This is a genomic window from Kitasatospora phosalacinea, assembly GCF_030268885.1.
GTDB classification, from domain to species: domain Bacteria; phylum Actinomycetota; class Actinomycetes; order Streptomycetales; family Streptomycetaceae; genus Kitasatospora; species Kitasatospora phosalacinea_C.
In genome coordinates, this window is the sequence record NZ_BSSA01000001.1 from 364,764 (window position 1) to 378,433 (window position 13,670).

The following is a 13,670-nucleotide window of genomic DNA, read 5'->3' on the forward strand; positions in this document are numbered from 1 at the left end:
GCCCGGTGACCGTCACCAGGCCGGACGCCGAGCCGGACGCCGGGGCCGTCGAGGGCCGGTTGGAGCGACCGCACGCCAGCCTCGCGTACAGCACCACCGGGCGCGGGCCGCTCGTGGTGCACGCGCACGGGGCGCTGTCCAGCCGGGCGCACGAGCGGCGGGCCGGGCTGTTCGACTGGGCGCCCGTCACGGCCACGCACCGGCTGGCCCGGTACGACGCGCGCGGGCACGGCGAGTCCACCGGACGGGCGGTGCCGGACGACTACCGCCACGCCTCGCTCGCGGCCGACCTGCTCGCGCTCTGCGACCACCTCTCGCCCGGCGCGCCGGTCAGCGGGTTCGGCGCCTCGATGGGCAGCGCCACCGTGCTGTGGGCCGCGCTGGCCCGGCCCGAGCGGTTCGAGCGGCTGGTGCTGGCGATCCCGGCGGTCGCCTGGGCGGCCCGGGAGCCCCGCCGCAGCAGCCTGCTCGCCGCCGCGTCCCTGGTCGAACGCCGCGGCCGGGGCGCGCTGCACGCCGCGGCGCGCCTGACCGGGCCGCCCGCCGTCCTGGCCGGGGCCCCGCAGTACACCACCGAGTTCGACCTCGCCGAGCCGCTCCTGCCGGCCGCGCTGCGGGCCGCCGCCGCCTCCGACCTGCCCGCCCCCGAGAGCCTGCGCGGCCTCACCCACCCCGTCCTGCTGCTCGCCTGGGACACCGACCCCCTGCACCCCCTCGCCACCGCCCGCACCCTGGCCGCCCACCTCCCCGACGCCCGCCTGCACGTCTCGCACACCCTTGCCGAGGTGCGGAGTTGGGGCCGCCTGGCGGCCGCGTTCCTGGCGGAGGGGGAGCAGCAGCGCGGTGGCGACGACCGAGGTGCCGGGGCCTGAGCCGGACCGGGAGGGCGCCGGCGAGGACGGCCTCGAGCCCTGCAACGGCTGGACCGGCTGAGCGGACCCCGGAGGCGGGGTGGCGGTCAGGCGTTCTCGCGGGTGGTGTGGTGGACGGTGGAGCCGGTGCGGTGCTTGCGGACCAGGAGCTGGGCGGGGATGCGGGTGCGGAGGTCGGCGACGTGGCTGACGATGCCGACGGCGCGGTCGCGTTCGCGGAGGGAGTCGAGGACGTCCATGACCTCCTCGAGGGCGTTCTCGTCGAGGGTGCCGAAGCCCTCGTCGATGAAGAGGGTGTCCAGGGGCATGCCGCCGGTCTCGTCGGTGACCACGTCGGCGAGGCCGAGGGCCAGGGCGAGGGAGGCGAAGAAGGACTCGCCGCCGGAGAGGGTGGCGGTGTCGCGTTCGCGGCCGGTCCAGGCGTCGACGACGTGCAGGGAGAGGCCGGAGCGCTTGGTGCCGGAGACCAGGCCGTCGCTGTGGACCAGGGTGTAGCGGCCGCCGGACATCTTCAGCAGGCGCCGGCTGGCGGCCGCTGCGACCTGCTCCAGGCGGGCGGCGAGGACGTAGGACTCCAGGCGCATCCGCAGCGCGTTCTCCGCGGGGGCGCCCGCGAGCAGGGCGGCCAGGCGGCTGATCCGGGCGTGGGCGTCCAGGACGGGGGCGAGTTCGGCGGCCAGCGCGGCCAGGTCGCGGCCGATCCGGGCCAGGTCGGCGACCCGGGCGCGGGCCTGGTCGTGGGCCGAGCGGGCACGGGCGAGGCGTTCGTCGGCGCGGGCGGCCGCGGCGCGGGCCGGGCCGGTCTCCGCGGGCGGGAGTTCGGCGGCGGCCAGCAGGGCGGGGTCGGCGAGTTGGGCGGCGGCCAGTTCGAGGTCGGCGTCGAGCTGCTTGAACTTCCTTCGCAGCGCGTCGAGTTCGTACGGCGGCAGGGCTGCCGAGGCCAGCGCGGCCAGGTCGGGGAAGCCGGCGTCGCGGGCGGCGCGCAGCAGGGCCTCGGCGGTCTCCCGGTGGTGGGCGGTGGCCGCGGCGGTGGTGCGGGTCGCGTTCAGGGCGGCGGTGGTGGCGGTGGCGAGCGCGGTGACGGCGGCGGCGCGGGCGGCGACGGACGGGGCGTCGCCGCGGGCGGCGGAGAGCCGGGCGTCGAGAGTGGTGAGTTCGGCGGCCAGGGCGCCGAGTTGGCCGGTCAGGCGGGCGCTCTGCTCGCCCGCCTGGCGGAGCTGCTCGCGGTGGGCCGCGCCGTCCCGTTCCAGCCGCTCGAGTTGCTGGCCCAGCGGCAGCCAGCGTTCCGCCGCGTGCCGGAGCTGCTGCTGACGCTCCGCCAACTCGGAGAGAGAGGCGGTGAGTTCGGCGGCGGTGCGGCCTCCGGCGGCGGCCTCGGCGGCTGCGGCGGCCGCGGTGACGGTGCTCACCTGCTGGGCGGCGGCGGCGAGTTCGGCCTCGGCGGCGTGCTGGGCGGCGCGGGCGCGGCGTTCGTCCTCGGCGGTGACCTGCCCGGCCGCGGGCTCGGCGGGGGCCGGGTGCGCGGGGGAGCCGCACACCCGGCACGGGGCGCCGGGGGTCAGGGCGGCGGCCAACTCGGCGGCCATGCCCGCGAGTCGGCGCTCCTGGAGGTCCAGGGTGTGCTGCCGGGCGTCCTGTGCGGCGTCGGTGCGGGCGCGGACGACGTCCTCGGCGGCGGCGAGCTCGCCCAGCAGTCGCAGGTGCCGTTCGGCGGAGTGCAGCTGCTGCGTCAACTCCTCTTGCCGGGCGTCGAGTTGCTCCAGTTCGGCGCGGGCCTCCCGGGCGCCCTCGCGCTCCTGCTGGAGCCGCTTCAGCCTCTCCTCGAAGTCCTCCAGCCAGCGGCGGGAGTCCTCGGCCAGGGCCTCCGCCTCCTCGTGCCTGCGCTGCAGCCGGGCACGGTCGGCGAGCAGCGCGCCGTGGCGGGCCTCGTCGGCCGCGGCGGCCTCCAGGCGGCCGGTCTCGGCGCGCAACAGCCCCTCGGCGGCCTGCAGTTCCTCGACGCTGCCGAGCGGGGCGCCCCACCCGGCGGCGGCCGCGCGGGCGGCCAGGTCGGTGCGGCGGGCCTCCTCCTCGGCGGTGGCGGCGGCCAGCGCGGCCTGCGCGGCGCGGTGCGGGGCGCGCAGCGGGGCGGGGGCCTCGGCCGCCAGCGCGGCCTCCAACCGGGCCCGTTCCGGGGCGCAGCGGGCGGCCAGGTCGGTGAGCCGCAGCCGTTCCTGCTGGGCCTGCTGGTGGCGGTGCTGCCGTTCGGCGAGGGCGCTCTGCCGCTCCGACTGCTCGCGGGCGGCGGTCCGTTCGGCCTCGGCGGCGGCCAGGTGCAGAGCCGCGGCGTCGGCCCGTTCGACGGCGGCGGCGCGCAGCATCGCGGCCCAGCCGAGGGCCTCGGTGACCGGGGCGTCCTCGCCGGGGTGGTGGGCGGCCGCGTCGGCGGCCAGCGGCCCGGCGGCCTCCTCGGCGCGGGCCAGCAGGGCGTGCACCCGCTGCCGTCCGCCGAGCACCTCGCGCTCGTGGCGCAGCCGCAGCTCGGCCGTCCAGCGTTCCAGCTGCTCGAAGCGGCTGGTGTCGAAGAGCCGGCCGAGGAGTTCGGCGCGCTGCTTGGAGTCGGCCCGCAGGAAGCGGGCGAAGTCGCCCTGCGGGAGCAGCACCACCTGGCAGAACTGCTCGCGGTTCATGCCCAGCAGCCTGGTCAGCTCCTCGCCCGCCTCCTGGTGCGAGCGGCTGACCGCGACCCAGCCGGGCGCGCCCTCCCCGGCGTCGGCGGCCCACTCGCGCAGCAGGGTCTGCGCCTTCTCCGGGGTCAGGCCGGTGCCGCGCTTCTTGGGGCGCCACTGCTCGGGGCTGCGGGTGACCTCCAGCCGCCGCCCGCCGAGCGTCACCTCCAGCACCACCTCGGTGCGCACGCCGGGGGCGGCGTGGTCGCTGCGCACCCCGTTGCTGCGGCGGGTGCCGGGCAGTTCGCCGTACAGGGCGTAGCAGACCGCGTCCAGGACGCTGCTCTTGCCCGCGCCGGTGGCGCCGCGCAGCAGGAACAGGCCGGCCGCGGAGAGCCGGTCGAAGTCGACCCGCTCGGTGCCCGCGAACGGGCCGAAGGCGGTGACGGTGAGCCGGTGCAGCCTCATCGGGCGTCCTCCAGGGGGCGGGGGCGGGGCCTCACCGGGCGTTCTCCTCGGCCCGGGCGGCGGCGGTGCGGCGCACCGCCTCCAGGCCCTCCAGCAGCCAGGCCCGCTCGCCGCCGTCGAGCGCGCGGCCGGGGCGGACGTGCGCGACGAAGCCCTCCACCACCTCCCGGTCGGTGCGCCCGCTGACCCGCTGGGCGTACGAGGCCCGGTCGGTGCGCTCGCCGCCCTCCGGGTCGAAGAGCAGCTGCAGGGTGTGCGGGAAGCGGGCGCGCAGCCGCTCCATCGCGTCGGCCGGGCGGACCGGGTCGGTCAGGGTGGCCTGCACCCAGCGGTCGACGGCGTACTCGTGCTCCTCGTCGTCCAGCAGCTCCGCCAGGCGGCCCCGCAGCCGGGCCAGTTCGCGCGGCACCGGGCAGTACACCCGCCGGGCCTCGACGGCGCCCGCCGCGTCCAGGTCGACCAGCCACATCGACTTGCGGTGCGCCGTCTCCGAGAAGGAGTACGCCAGCGGGGAGCCGGAGTAGCGCAGGTGCGGGGCCAGGGTCTGGCAGCCGTGCAGGTGGCCGAGCGCCACGTAGTGCACGCCGTCGAAGACCGCGGCGGGGACGGACTGCACGCCGCCGACCGCGATGTCCCGCTCGCTGTCGCTGGGGGCGCCGCCGGTGACGAAGGCGTGCGCCAGCACCACGGCCCGGGTGCCCGCGGGGCGGGCGGCCAGGTCGGCGCGGACGCCGTCCATCGCCGCGGCCAGCACCTGCTCGTGGCCGCCCCCGGCCAGGCCCAGGCGCTCGCGGACCAGGGCGGGCTCCAGGTACGGCAGCCCGTACACGGCGACCGGGCCGTGCTCGTCGGCGAGCAGGACGGGCTCGGCCAGGGCGCCCGGGTCGGTGCGCAGGTGGATGCCGGAGCGGTCGAGCAGCCGGGAGGCGGTGCCCAGGCGGCGGGCCGAGTCGTGGTTGCCGGAGATGAAGACCGCGGGCACGCCCAGTTCGGACAGCCGCCACAGCGCCTCGTCGAACAGCGCGACCGCCTCCAGGCCGGGCAGCGCCCGGTCGTAGACGTCCCCCGCGACCAGCACCGCGTCGACCCGCTCGGCGGCGACGGTCGCCACCAGGTGGTCCAGGAAGACCTGCTGCGCGGCGTGCAGGCTCTCCCGGTGGAAGGACCGGCCCAGGTGCCAGTCCGAGGTGTGCAGCAGCCTCACTCGCCCGCTCCCCGCCGCATCGCCCTGCCGCCCCTCGTCCGTCCGGTGCTCAGGTACGAGTATCACAGGTCCCGGACACCGCTCCGGGACCGCCTTAGCAGACGCGGTGACCCGGGTGGCGGTCGGGGCTGTTCATCGGTCGGGTGTTCGGGGAAGATCATCAGGTGGTGCGGCGGGCCGGCCGGAGAGCGGAGGGAGTGGCGATGGGCATCGAGTACAGCCCGGAGATCTCCGACCTGCTCGGACGGGTGCGCCGCCGCCCCAACGCGGGCTGGCCGTGGCGGCCGGGGGAGCAGGTGCCGGCCGGGCTGACGGTCAAGCAGTCCTGGGGGTGGCTGTTCGCGCCGGACGGGCGGGTGCTGACGCTGGTCAACCCGCGGGACGGCGTGGTCAGCCTGCCGGGCGGGTCGCTGGAGCCGGAGGACGGCGGCGACCCGGGCAGCGCGCTGGCCCGGGAGGCGGGCGAGGAGGCCCAGGCGGTCATCGAGGGGCCGGTGTACCTCGGCTACCTGTACGACCGGGTCGGCTCGGCCAACGGCGGCCACGAGTGCGCCCGGGTGCGGATGGCCGCGGCGCTGCGCGCGGTGGGCCCGTCGGCGCCGGACCCGGCCTCGGGGCGGCACTACCGGCGGCTGCTGGTGGCGCCGGGGCTGGCGGTGGAGCTGCTCGGCTGGGGGATGCCGGGGCTGCGGCAGGCGCGGGCGGCGGTCGCGGCGGCGGCCGCGCGCTGGGGCGTGCCGGTGCGGGCGGACGAGACGATCGAGGAAGTGCCGTTCGCGGGCTGCCGGTTCCGCTGAGGAGGCGGACGCTCCCGTTCCGTCGGAACGGCGCTCCGGAGGGTCGTCGGGGGGATTTCTGCAGCCCAGGTCAGGGGTGGGTCTGCGCGCGTAGCGGACGTTGGGGCCCCGTTCGGTGAGTGTTCGTCAATTTCTTTGGCATGACCGCTTCCGCGGGGGGCTACCGACTGGTATCCAAGTGTGGCCTGCGTCACTCCTGGAGGATCAGATGTCTCGCGTCCGTGCCGTCACCGTCGCGCTCACCGCGGCGGCCCTCTCCGTCACCACCCTCGTCGCCGCCACCCAGGCGAGCGCCGCCGGGGTCAACTACGTCGCCCTCGGCGACTCGTACTCGGCCGGCGTCGGCTCCGGCAGCTACACCAGCGACAGCGGCAGTTGCAGCCGCAGCACCAAGGCGTACCCGTACCTGTGGAAGACCGCGCACGCGCCGACCTCGTTCTCCTTCGTGGCCTGTTCGGGCGCGCGGACCGACGACGTGGTGGCCAACCAGCTGAGCGCGCTGAGCAGTTCGACCACGCTGGTGTCGATCACCATCGGCGGCAACGACGCGGGCTTCGCCTCCACCATGCAGACCTGCGTGCTGGACAGCGAGAGCGCCTGCCTGAGCGCCGTCAGCGCGGCCCAGAGCTACGCCACCAACACGCTGCCGGGCAAGCTCACCAGCCTCTACGGGCAGATCAAGGCGAAGGCGCCCAACGCGCACGTGGTGGTGCTCGGCTACCCGCACCTCTACCAGGTGCCCGGCACCTGCATCTTCGGCATCTCGAACACCAAGCGGACCGCGATCAACGGCGCGGCAGACACCCTGGACACGGTGATCGCCAAGCAGGCGGCGAACGCCGGGTTCACCTTCAAGGACGTCCGGACGGCCTTCTCCGGGCACGAGATCTGCGGTTCCTCCACCCAGTGGCTGAACAGCACCACGCTGCCGATCAGCGACAGCTACCACCCGAACTCGACCGGCCAGGCCAACGGTTACCTGCCGCTGTTCAGCGCCGCGGCCTGATCCGTGCGGTAGACCGCGAGGCGTCCGTGGGGGACGAACACCGGTGGCCGGGCCCGTCGTTCGGGCCCGGCCACCGGTGTCGCGGGGCTCAGTGCAGGTAGTCGGTGAGCGCCGCGGGCCGCAGGCCCGCCCGGGCGGCCGCGTCCAGGGTGCGCTGCAGGTCGCCGGTCAGGGTGTCGGTGAAGTGCAGGATGACGATGTCGCCGGCCTGCAGCGCGCCGCCGGGGTGGGAGGTGTTCGAGGCGCCCCAGCCGAAGTCGGCGTTCGCGGTGACCAGGTGCGTCATGCCGCAGTTGGCGGCGGCCTGCCGGGTGTCGGCGTTCCAGGCGAAGTACGGCGGGCGGAACAGTGTCGGGACGGTGCCGTAGTGGGCGGTGACCGCGTCCCGGGCGTCGCAGATCTCGGCCTGCTGCTCGGCGAGCGACAGGGTGGTCAGGTCGCGGTGCGAGACGCTGTGGTCCTCGATCGCGGAACCGGGCACGGCGGTGGCCCGGGCGAAGAAGTCGGGCTCGAAGCCCTCCGGCATCGGCAGCGGGAACGCGGTGACCGGGACCTTCCGGTCGGCGATCAGCTGCGCGGCCGCCGGGTCGCGCGTCCAGCCGTCGTCGACGGTGACGAAGACGACCGGATCGGCGGTCGGCACGCTGGTGGCCGCCGGCGCGGGCGCCGGGCTGTCGCCGCTCACCTCGACGTCGTCCACCGCGATCGGACCCTGGCCGTACCAGCCGTGCACGTACAGCTGCACCGAGGTGGTGGCCGCCCCGGTGGTGAAGGAGGTGGTCAGCTGCTGCCAGCCGTCGCCGGTGGCGGCCGTCCAGGCGGGGGAGACGTCGTGGCCGGTGCCGGTGGCGCCGAGGAAGGCGTACGAGCCGCGCACCCAGGCGCGGTAGGTGTAGGTGGTGTTCGGACGCACCGCGAGGGTCTGGGTGCACTGTCCGGTGGAGTCGGCCGAGGCGGGGGTGACCACCAGGGCGGAGCCGCCGGTGCGGGCCGCGGCGGTGACCGCGCCCTCGCCCGCCGCGCAGTGCCAGCCGGGGATCGAGCCCCAGTCGGCCAGCGGCAGGGCGGGGATCTCGAAGCCGGGGTTGGTCGCCAGGTTCGGCGCGGGGGCCGCGGCGTCCGCGTGCGCGGCCGGGGCGGTGCCGAGGCCGGCCAGCGCGGCGGTGGCGGCGAGGGCCGCGAGGCGGCGGCGGGCGGAACCGATCACGGGTCAACTCCAGTGTGGGGGACGGGCGGAGGAGTGACTCCCGGAGGGGGCGGGGGTCGGTGGGGGCCCTGCCGCACCAGGCCGCAGCACACAATGGACTGGACCAATCGCGGCGGTCAAGCGGAACGGCCCAACCGGCGGGCGAGATCGGTCAACCGGCGTAGAGCTCCTCGATGTCCTGCGCGTAGCGCTCCGCCACCGCCGAGCGGCGGATCTTCAACGAGGGCGTCAGCAGTCCGTCCTCCACCGAGAACTCGCGCGGCAGCAGGCGGAACGCCCGGATCGACTCGGCCCGCGACACCGTGGTGTTCGCCGCCCCCACCGCCCGCTGCACCTCCTGGTGCAGCTCCGGGTCCGACAGCGCCTGCCACACGTCCAGCGGCGGCCGCCCGCGGGCCCGCAGCCAGTGCGCCAGCGCCACCGGGTCCAGCGTGATCAGTGCCGCCAGGTACGGCCGGTCGTCGCCCACCACCAGGCACTGGGCGACCAGCGGGTGCCTGCGCACCCGCTCCTCCAGCACCGCCGGGGCCAGGTTCTTGCCGCTGGAGGTGACGATCACCTCCTTCTTGCGGCCGGTCAGCACCAGGTAGCCGTCCTCGTCCAGCTCGCCCAGGTCGCCGGTGGCCAGCCAGCCCCGGCACAGCGCCTCGTCCGAGCAGCGCGGGTGGTTGAGGTACCCGGAGAACACCCCCGGCCCCTTCACCCACACCTCGCCGTCCTCGGCGATCGCCACCGTCGAGCCCGGCAGCGGCCGGCCCACCGTGCCGAACTTCGCCCGCCGCAGCGGGTTCGCGGTCACCGGCGCGGACGACTCGGTCAGCCCGTAGCCCTCGTACACCGTCACGCCCGCGCCCGCGAAGAACAGTCCCAGCTCCCGCGCCAGCACCGACCCGCCCGACATCACCGTCCGCACCCGGCCGCCCAGCACCGCCCGGACCCGCTGGTACACCATCCGCTCGTACGCCGCGTGCCGCAGCCGCAGCGCGGGCGAGGGGCCCGGGCCGCGGCGGTGGGCCCGGCGCTCGCGGGCCGCCGCCCACTCCACCGCGACCTGCTCGGCCTGCTCGAACAGCTCCAGCCGCCCCGCCGCCTCCGCGGCCTCCCGGGCCCGGCGGTGGATCCGCTCGAAGACGTACGGCACCGCGTGCAGGAAGGTCGGTTCGAACGAGGCCAGCGCGGGCAGCAGGCTCTCCGCCGACACCTTCGGGTGGTGGCCGACCCGGATGCCGCCGCGCACCGCCGCGACCTGGGTGATCCGTCCGAACACGTGCGCCAGCGGCAGGAACAGCAGCGTCGCGGGCTGCCCGCCGCCGGTGTCGCGGAACGCCTCGTCCCAGCCCGCCAGCATGGCGTCCGCCACCGCGGCGAGGTTCCCGTGCGTCAGCAGGCAGCCCTTGGGGCGGCCGGTGGTGCCCGAGGTGTAGACGATGCTCGCCAGCGAGTCCGGCGACACCCCCAGCCGCTGACGGTGCACCAGCGCGTCCGGCACGCCCGCGCCGTCCGCGGCCAACTGCGCCACGCAGCCCCGGTCCAGCTGCCAGATGCCGGTGAGCTCCGGCAGCGCGTCGCACACCGCGCCCACCGTCATCGCCTGGTCCTCGTCCTCGACCACGCAGGCCACCGCCGAGGTCTCCGCCAGGATCCAGCGCACCTGGTCCGGCGCGGCGGTCGGGTACACCGGCACCGGGACGGCGCCGACCGCCCAGAGCGCGTAGTCGAACAGCGTCCACTCCCAGCGGGTCGCCGACATCACCGCGACCCGGTCGCCGTAGCGCACCCCGCGGGTCAGCAGGCCCTTCGCCAGGGCGAGCACCTCGTCCCGGAACCGGAGCGCCGTCACCGGCTCCCAGCCGCCGTCGCCCGTCCGCCGGGACAACTGCACCAGCTGCGGCTCCCGCTCCGCCCGGTCGAACACCGAGTCGGCCAGCCCGCCGGTCGGCGCACCGACCAGCGCGGGGCTGCTGAACTCTCGCACGGTCCCCCCGATCCCGCCGTTCCCCGTCTCCGGCCCGCACGGCCGGAGCGGTACCGGCGAAGCTACCCGATCGGCGCGGCGCTGCCCAGAGTCACCGAGCGGCGACGCCCCGCACCGGCCGCAGTGCCGCAGGTCGGGGCCATGACAGAACCCGGCCCGGAAATTAAAGGACGATCCGGACAACAGCCGATCACGATGCACTTTCACCCTACGAACGGGTGGTCAGGAAGTAGTAGGCTCGCGGATCTCGACCCCCGCCGTGCCCGCCCCTGCCCCTACCCTCCCCTGCCCACGCGCACCCACCCGCGCCCGCCCACCCGCGTCCCGGGGCCCCTCCCCCGAGGACCACTAAGGACCCGTATGCGCCTGCGCCGCAGCTCGATCCGCGCGAGGATCGTCGCGCTGCTCCTGGTGCCCATCGCGGCGCTCAGCGGTCTGTGGGTCTACGCCACCCTCGTCACCACCGGCGACGTGTGGGGACAGCTCGACCTCAGCTCCACGTACACTGCCTTCGGCAACCCGGCCGACCAGTACGCCTACGACCTCCAGCAGGAGCGCACCGCCGCCGTCCTGCGGCTGGCCGCCCCCGCCGACGCCGACTACGCCGCCGCCTACGCCAAGGCCCGCACCACCACCGACCGCGACCTGCAACTGCTGCGCTACCAGGGCGCCAGCCACGACGCCGACAAGCTCGACGCCGACCAGCGCGCCCGCTACCAGGACCTGCTCTCCGTCGCCGACCAGCTCGGCGCCATCCGCAGCCAGATCGGCCAGCAGAAGCAGAGCTGGGACGGCGCGCTCCGGGACTACAGCGACCTGATCACCCCGGTGTTCGCGTTCCGCTCCTCCTTCATCGCCAAGCAGTCCGGCTCGCTGCCCCGCCAGGGCACCATCCTGGTCGAGCTCTCCCGGGCCGGCGAGTACCTCTCCCAGGAGACCGCCGCGATGCGCGCCCTGCGCGCCGGCACCGAGGCCGGCGCCCGGGACCCCCGCAAGCAGCAGGTCGCACTGGACGCCATGAACGCCCAGCAGGCCCTGTTCCGGATCTACGTCGCCGAACTCGACGGCGAGGACCGGGAGACCTACAACGCGCTGCGGATGGGCCAGGACTGGAGCTGGCTCACCGCCGCCGAGAACGGCTTCGACAAGGCCGCCGACCGGGCCCTGGAGGTGCGCGGCGGACCGGTCGACTCCTGGGGCGAGACCGCCGACAAGGTCCTCGCCGACATCGACGCCGTCAACTCCCGGCTCGCCGACAACCTCGGCAAGCAGGCCCGCGACAACGCGGTCGACGCGCTGGTCCGCGGCGGCACCGCCGGTCTGATCGGCCTCGCCGCCGTCATCCTGTCGATCGTCATCTCCTACCGCACCGGCCGCCGCCTGGTGCGCGAACTCGTCGGCCTGCGCAACGCCGCCGCCGACCTGTCCGCCACCCGGCTGCCCTCCGTGATGCTCCGGCTGCGCCGCGGCGAGGCCGTCGACGTGGTCGCCGAAGTGCCCCAACTCGACTTCGGCGCCGGGGAGATCGGCCAGGTCGGCCGGGCCTTCAACGAGGTCCAGCGGGTCGCCGTCGAGGCCGCCGTCGAACAGGCCGAACTGCGCCGCGGCGTCTCCGCCGTCTTCGTCAACCTCGCCCGCCGCAGCCAGGTCCTGCTGCACCGCCAGCTCACCCTGCTCGACACCATGGAGCGCCGCACCGAGAACCCCCGCGAGCTGGAGGACCTCTTCCGGCTCGACCACCTCACCACCCGCATGCGCCGCCACGCCGAGGGCCTGATCATCCTCTCCGGCGGCTCGCCCGGCCGCGCCTGGCGCAAGCCGGTCCGGATGGTCGACGTGGTGCGCGCCGCCGTCGGCGAGGTCGAGGACTACGCCCGGGTGCAGGTGCGGCCCTTCCCCGGCACCGGCCTGCTCGGCTCCGCCGTCGCCGACGTCACCCACCTGATCGCCGAACTCGTCGAGAACGCCACGGTGTTCTCCCCGCCGCAGACCCAGGTCACCGTCCAGGGCGAGGTGGTCGCGCACGGCTTCTGCCTGGAGATCGACGACCGCGGCCTGGGCCTGAGCGAGCAGCACCTGGAGGAGATCAACCAACGCCTCGCCGTCGAGCAGGAGTTCGACCTCGCCGACACCGACCGGCTCGGCCTGTTCGTGGTCTCCCGGCTCGCCCGCCGCCACGGCATCCGGGTGCACCTGCGGCCCAGCCCCTACGGCGGCACCTCCGCCGTCGTGCTGATCCCGCGCGAACTGCTCGCCGAGACCGTCGAGACCGCCCCCGACGCCCCCCGGCAGAGCGGCGAGGACACCGGCAGCCACCGGCAGCCCGCCGCGCCCGCCAGCAGCATCGCCCGCGGCGGCCTCACCCGCCCCGGCGCCGGACCGGGCCGCCGCCAGGGCGCCCACGCCGCACCGGCCGTGGCCGCACCGGCCGCCGCCGCGCTCGGCGGGCCCCGCCCCGCCACGGCCGAGCCCGCCGCCACCCCCGGCGGCCTGCCCCGCCGCCGCCCCGGCGCCGCCCAGCAGCCCGCCACGGGCACCGGGGGCACCGGACGGCACCGCCGCCCCGAGGAGGACGCCGCCCCGGCGCTGCCGGCCGCCGCAGAGCCCGCCGCTGCCGGGACGCCCGCCGCTGCCGGGACGCCCGCCGCAGGGCCCGCGCTGACCCCGGTGGCCGGAGGGCTGCTGCCCAAGCGCGTCCGGCAGGCCAGCCTGGCGCCCCAACTGCGGCCCGGCGCCGAGCCGGAGCCCGCCGAACCGGCCCGCGAACGCAGCCCCGAGGAGGCCCGTTCCGCGTTCGCCTCCTTCCAGCGCGGCTTCGCCCGCGGCCGCGGCGACCGGCTGCAGCCCGCCTCGCTCACCGTGGTGCGCTCCGAGCCCGACCCGTCCGGCACCGACGAGGCCGCCGAACGGCCCACGCCCGTACGGCCGTTGCTGCCCGGGCAGTCGCCCCGACTGCGGGTCGCACTGCCCTCCGCACCGGTGCCGCACGCGCTGCCCCCCGCCCGCTCCGTCCCGCCGGCGCACCAGACGCCGACCGCACCGCCCGCACCAGCAGAAGGAACCGAATCATGACCGCAACAACACCGCCGTCCGGGGACCTCGACTGGCTCCTCAACGACCTGGTCGGCCGGGTGGCGACCCTTCGGCATGCGGTGATCCTGTCCAGCGACGGCCTCGCCACCGGCGTCTCCAGCGGCCTCGGCCGCGAGGACGCCGAGCACCTGGCCGCGGTCGCCGCGGGCTTCCACAGCCTCGCCAAGGGCGCCGGACGGCACTTCCAGGTCGGCGGCGTCCGGCAGACCATGGTCGAGCTGGACGAGGCCTTCCTGTTCATCACCGCGGCCGGTGACGGCAGCTGCCTGGCCGTGCTCAGCGACGCCGAATCCGATGTGGGCCAAATAGCCTACGAAATGGCACTGTTGGTCAAGCGCGTCGGCGAGCACCTGGCCGCCGAACCGAGGACCGATACCACCCTGCCCGGGAGATGACCCAT

General features: G+C 76.0%; 9 protein-coding genes. 5 read left to right on the forward strand and 4 right to left on the reverse strand.

The window, feature by feature from the left end; genetic code table 11:
• Positions 1 to 5 precede the first annotated feature (5 nt).
• Complete coding sequence (locus tag QSK52_RS01555; protein ID WP_285732592.1) at positions 6 to 872, forward strand: alpha/beta fold hydrolase; 867 nt, start codon at positions 6 to 8, stop codon at positions 870 to 872.
• An 86-nt stretch (positions 873 to 958) separates the two neighbouring features.
• On the opposite strand, the gene QSK52_RS01560 is transcribed toward QSK52_RS01555, so the two are convergent.
• On the reverse strand, positions 959 to 3,988 hold the full coding sequence (locus QSK52_RS01560; protein ID WP_285732594.1) for an AAA family ATPase: 3,030 nt from the start codon (positions 3,986 to 3,988) through the stop codon (positions 959 to 961).
• Positions 3,989 to 4,019: 31 nt separating this feature from the next.
• A complete protein-coding gene (locus tag QSK52_RS01565; protein ID WP_285732596.1) occupies positions 4,020 to 5,192 on the reverse strand; it encodes an exonuclease SbcCD subunit D in 1,173 nt (390 codons plus the stop codon).
• A gap of 203 nt (positions 5,193 to 5,395) precedes the next feature.
• Between QSK52_RS01565 and QSK52_RS01570 the strand changes: the two genes are divergently transcribed.
• Positions 5,396 to 5,989 (forward strand): hypothetical protein, encoded by a 594-nt coding sequence (locus QSK52_RS01570; RefSeq protein ID WP_285732599.1) that lies wholly within the window; start codon positions 5,396 to 5,398, stop codon positions 5,987 to 5,989.
• 208 nt (positions 5,990 to 6,197) lie between these two features.
• Positions 6,198 to 6,995: an SGNH/GDSL hydrolase family protein gene (locus QSK52_RS01575; RefSeq protein WP_285732601.1), complete on the forward strand. Its 798-nt coding sequence runs from the start codon at positions 6,198 to 6,200 to the stop codon at positions 6,993 to 6,995.
• Positions 6,996 to 7,083: 88 nt separating this feature from the next.
• Here the strand turns inward: QSK52_RS01575 and QSK52_RS01580 are convergent, their stop codons facing one another.
• Together QSK52_RS01580 and QSK52_RS01585 are read right to left on the reverse strand one after the other, a co-directional pair.
• Positions 7,084 to 8,202, reverse strand: coding sequence for a polysaccharide deacetylase family protein (locus QSK52_RS01580; protein ID WP_285732603.1), 1,119 nt, complete (start codon positions 8,200 to 8,202; stop codon positions 7,084 to 7,086).
• Positions 8,203 to 8,353: 151 nt separating this feature from the next.
• Positions 8,354 to 10,177, reverse strand: coding sequence for an AMP-dependent synthetase/ligase (locus QSK52_RS01585; protein ID WP_285732605.1), 1,824 nt, complete (start codon positions 10,175 to 10,177; stop codon positions 8,354 to 8,356).
• 360 nt (positions 10,178 to 10,537) lie between these two features.
• Between QSK52_RS01585 and QSK52_RS01590 the strand changes: the two genes are divergently transcribed.
• Together QSK52_RS01590 and QSK52_RS01595 are read left to right on the forward strand one after the other, a co-directional pair.
• Positions 10,538 to 13,249 (forward strand): sensor histidine kinase, encoded by a 2,712-nt coding sequence (locus tag QSK52_RS01590; protein WP_285732607.1) that lies wholly within the window; start codon positions 10,538 to 10,540, stop codon positions 13,247 to 13,249.
• Positions 13,246 to 13,665, forward strand: a complete 420-nt coding sequence (locus QSK52_RS01595; protein ID WP_033212275.1) for a roadblock/LC7 domain-containing protein — start codon at positions 13,246 to 13,248, stop codon at positions 13,663 to 13,665. The genes QSK52_RS01590 and QSK52_RS01595 overlap by 4 nt, the downstream gene beginning before the upstream one ends.
• Positions 13,666 to 13,670: the final 5 nt, after the last annotated feature.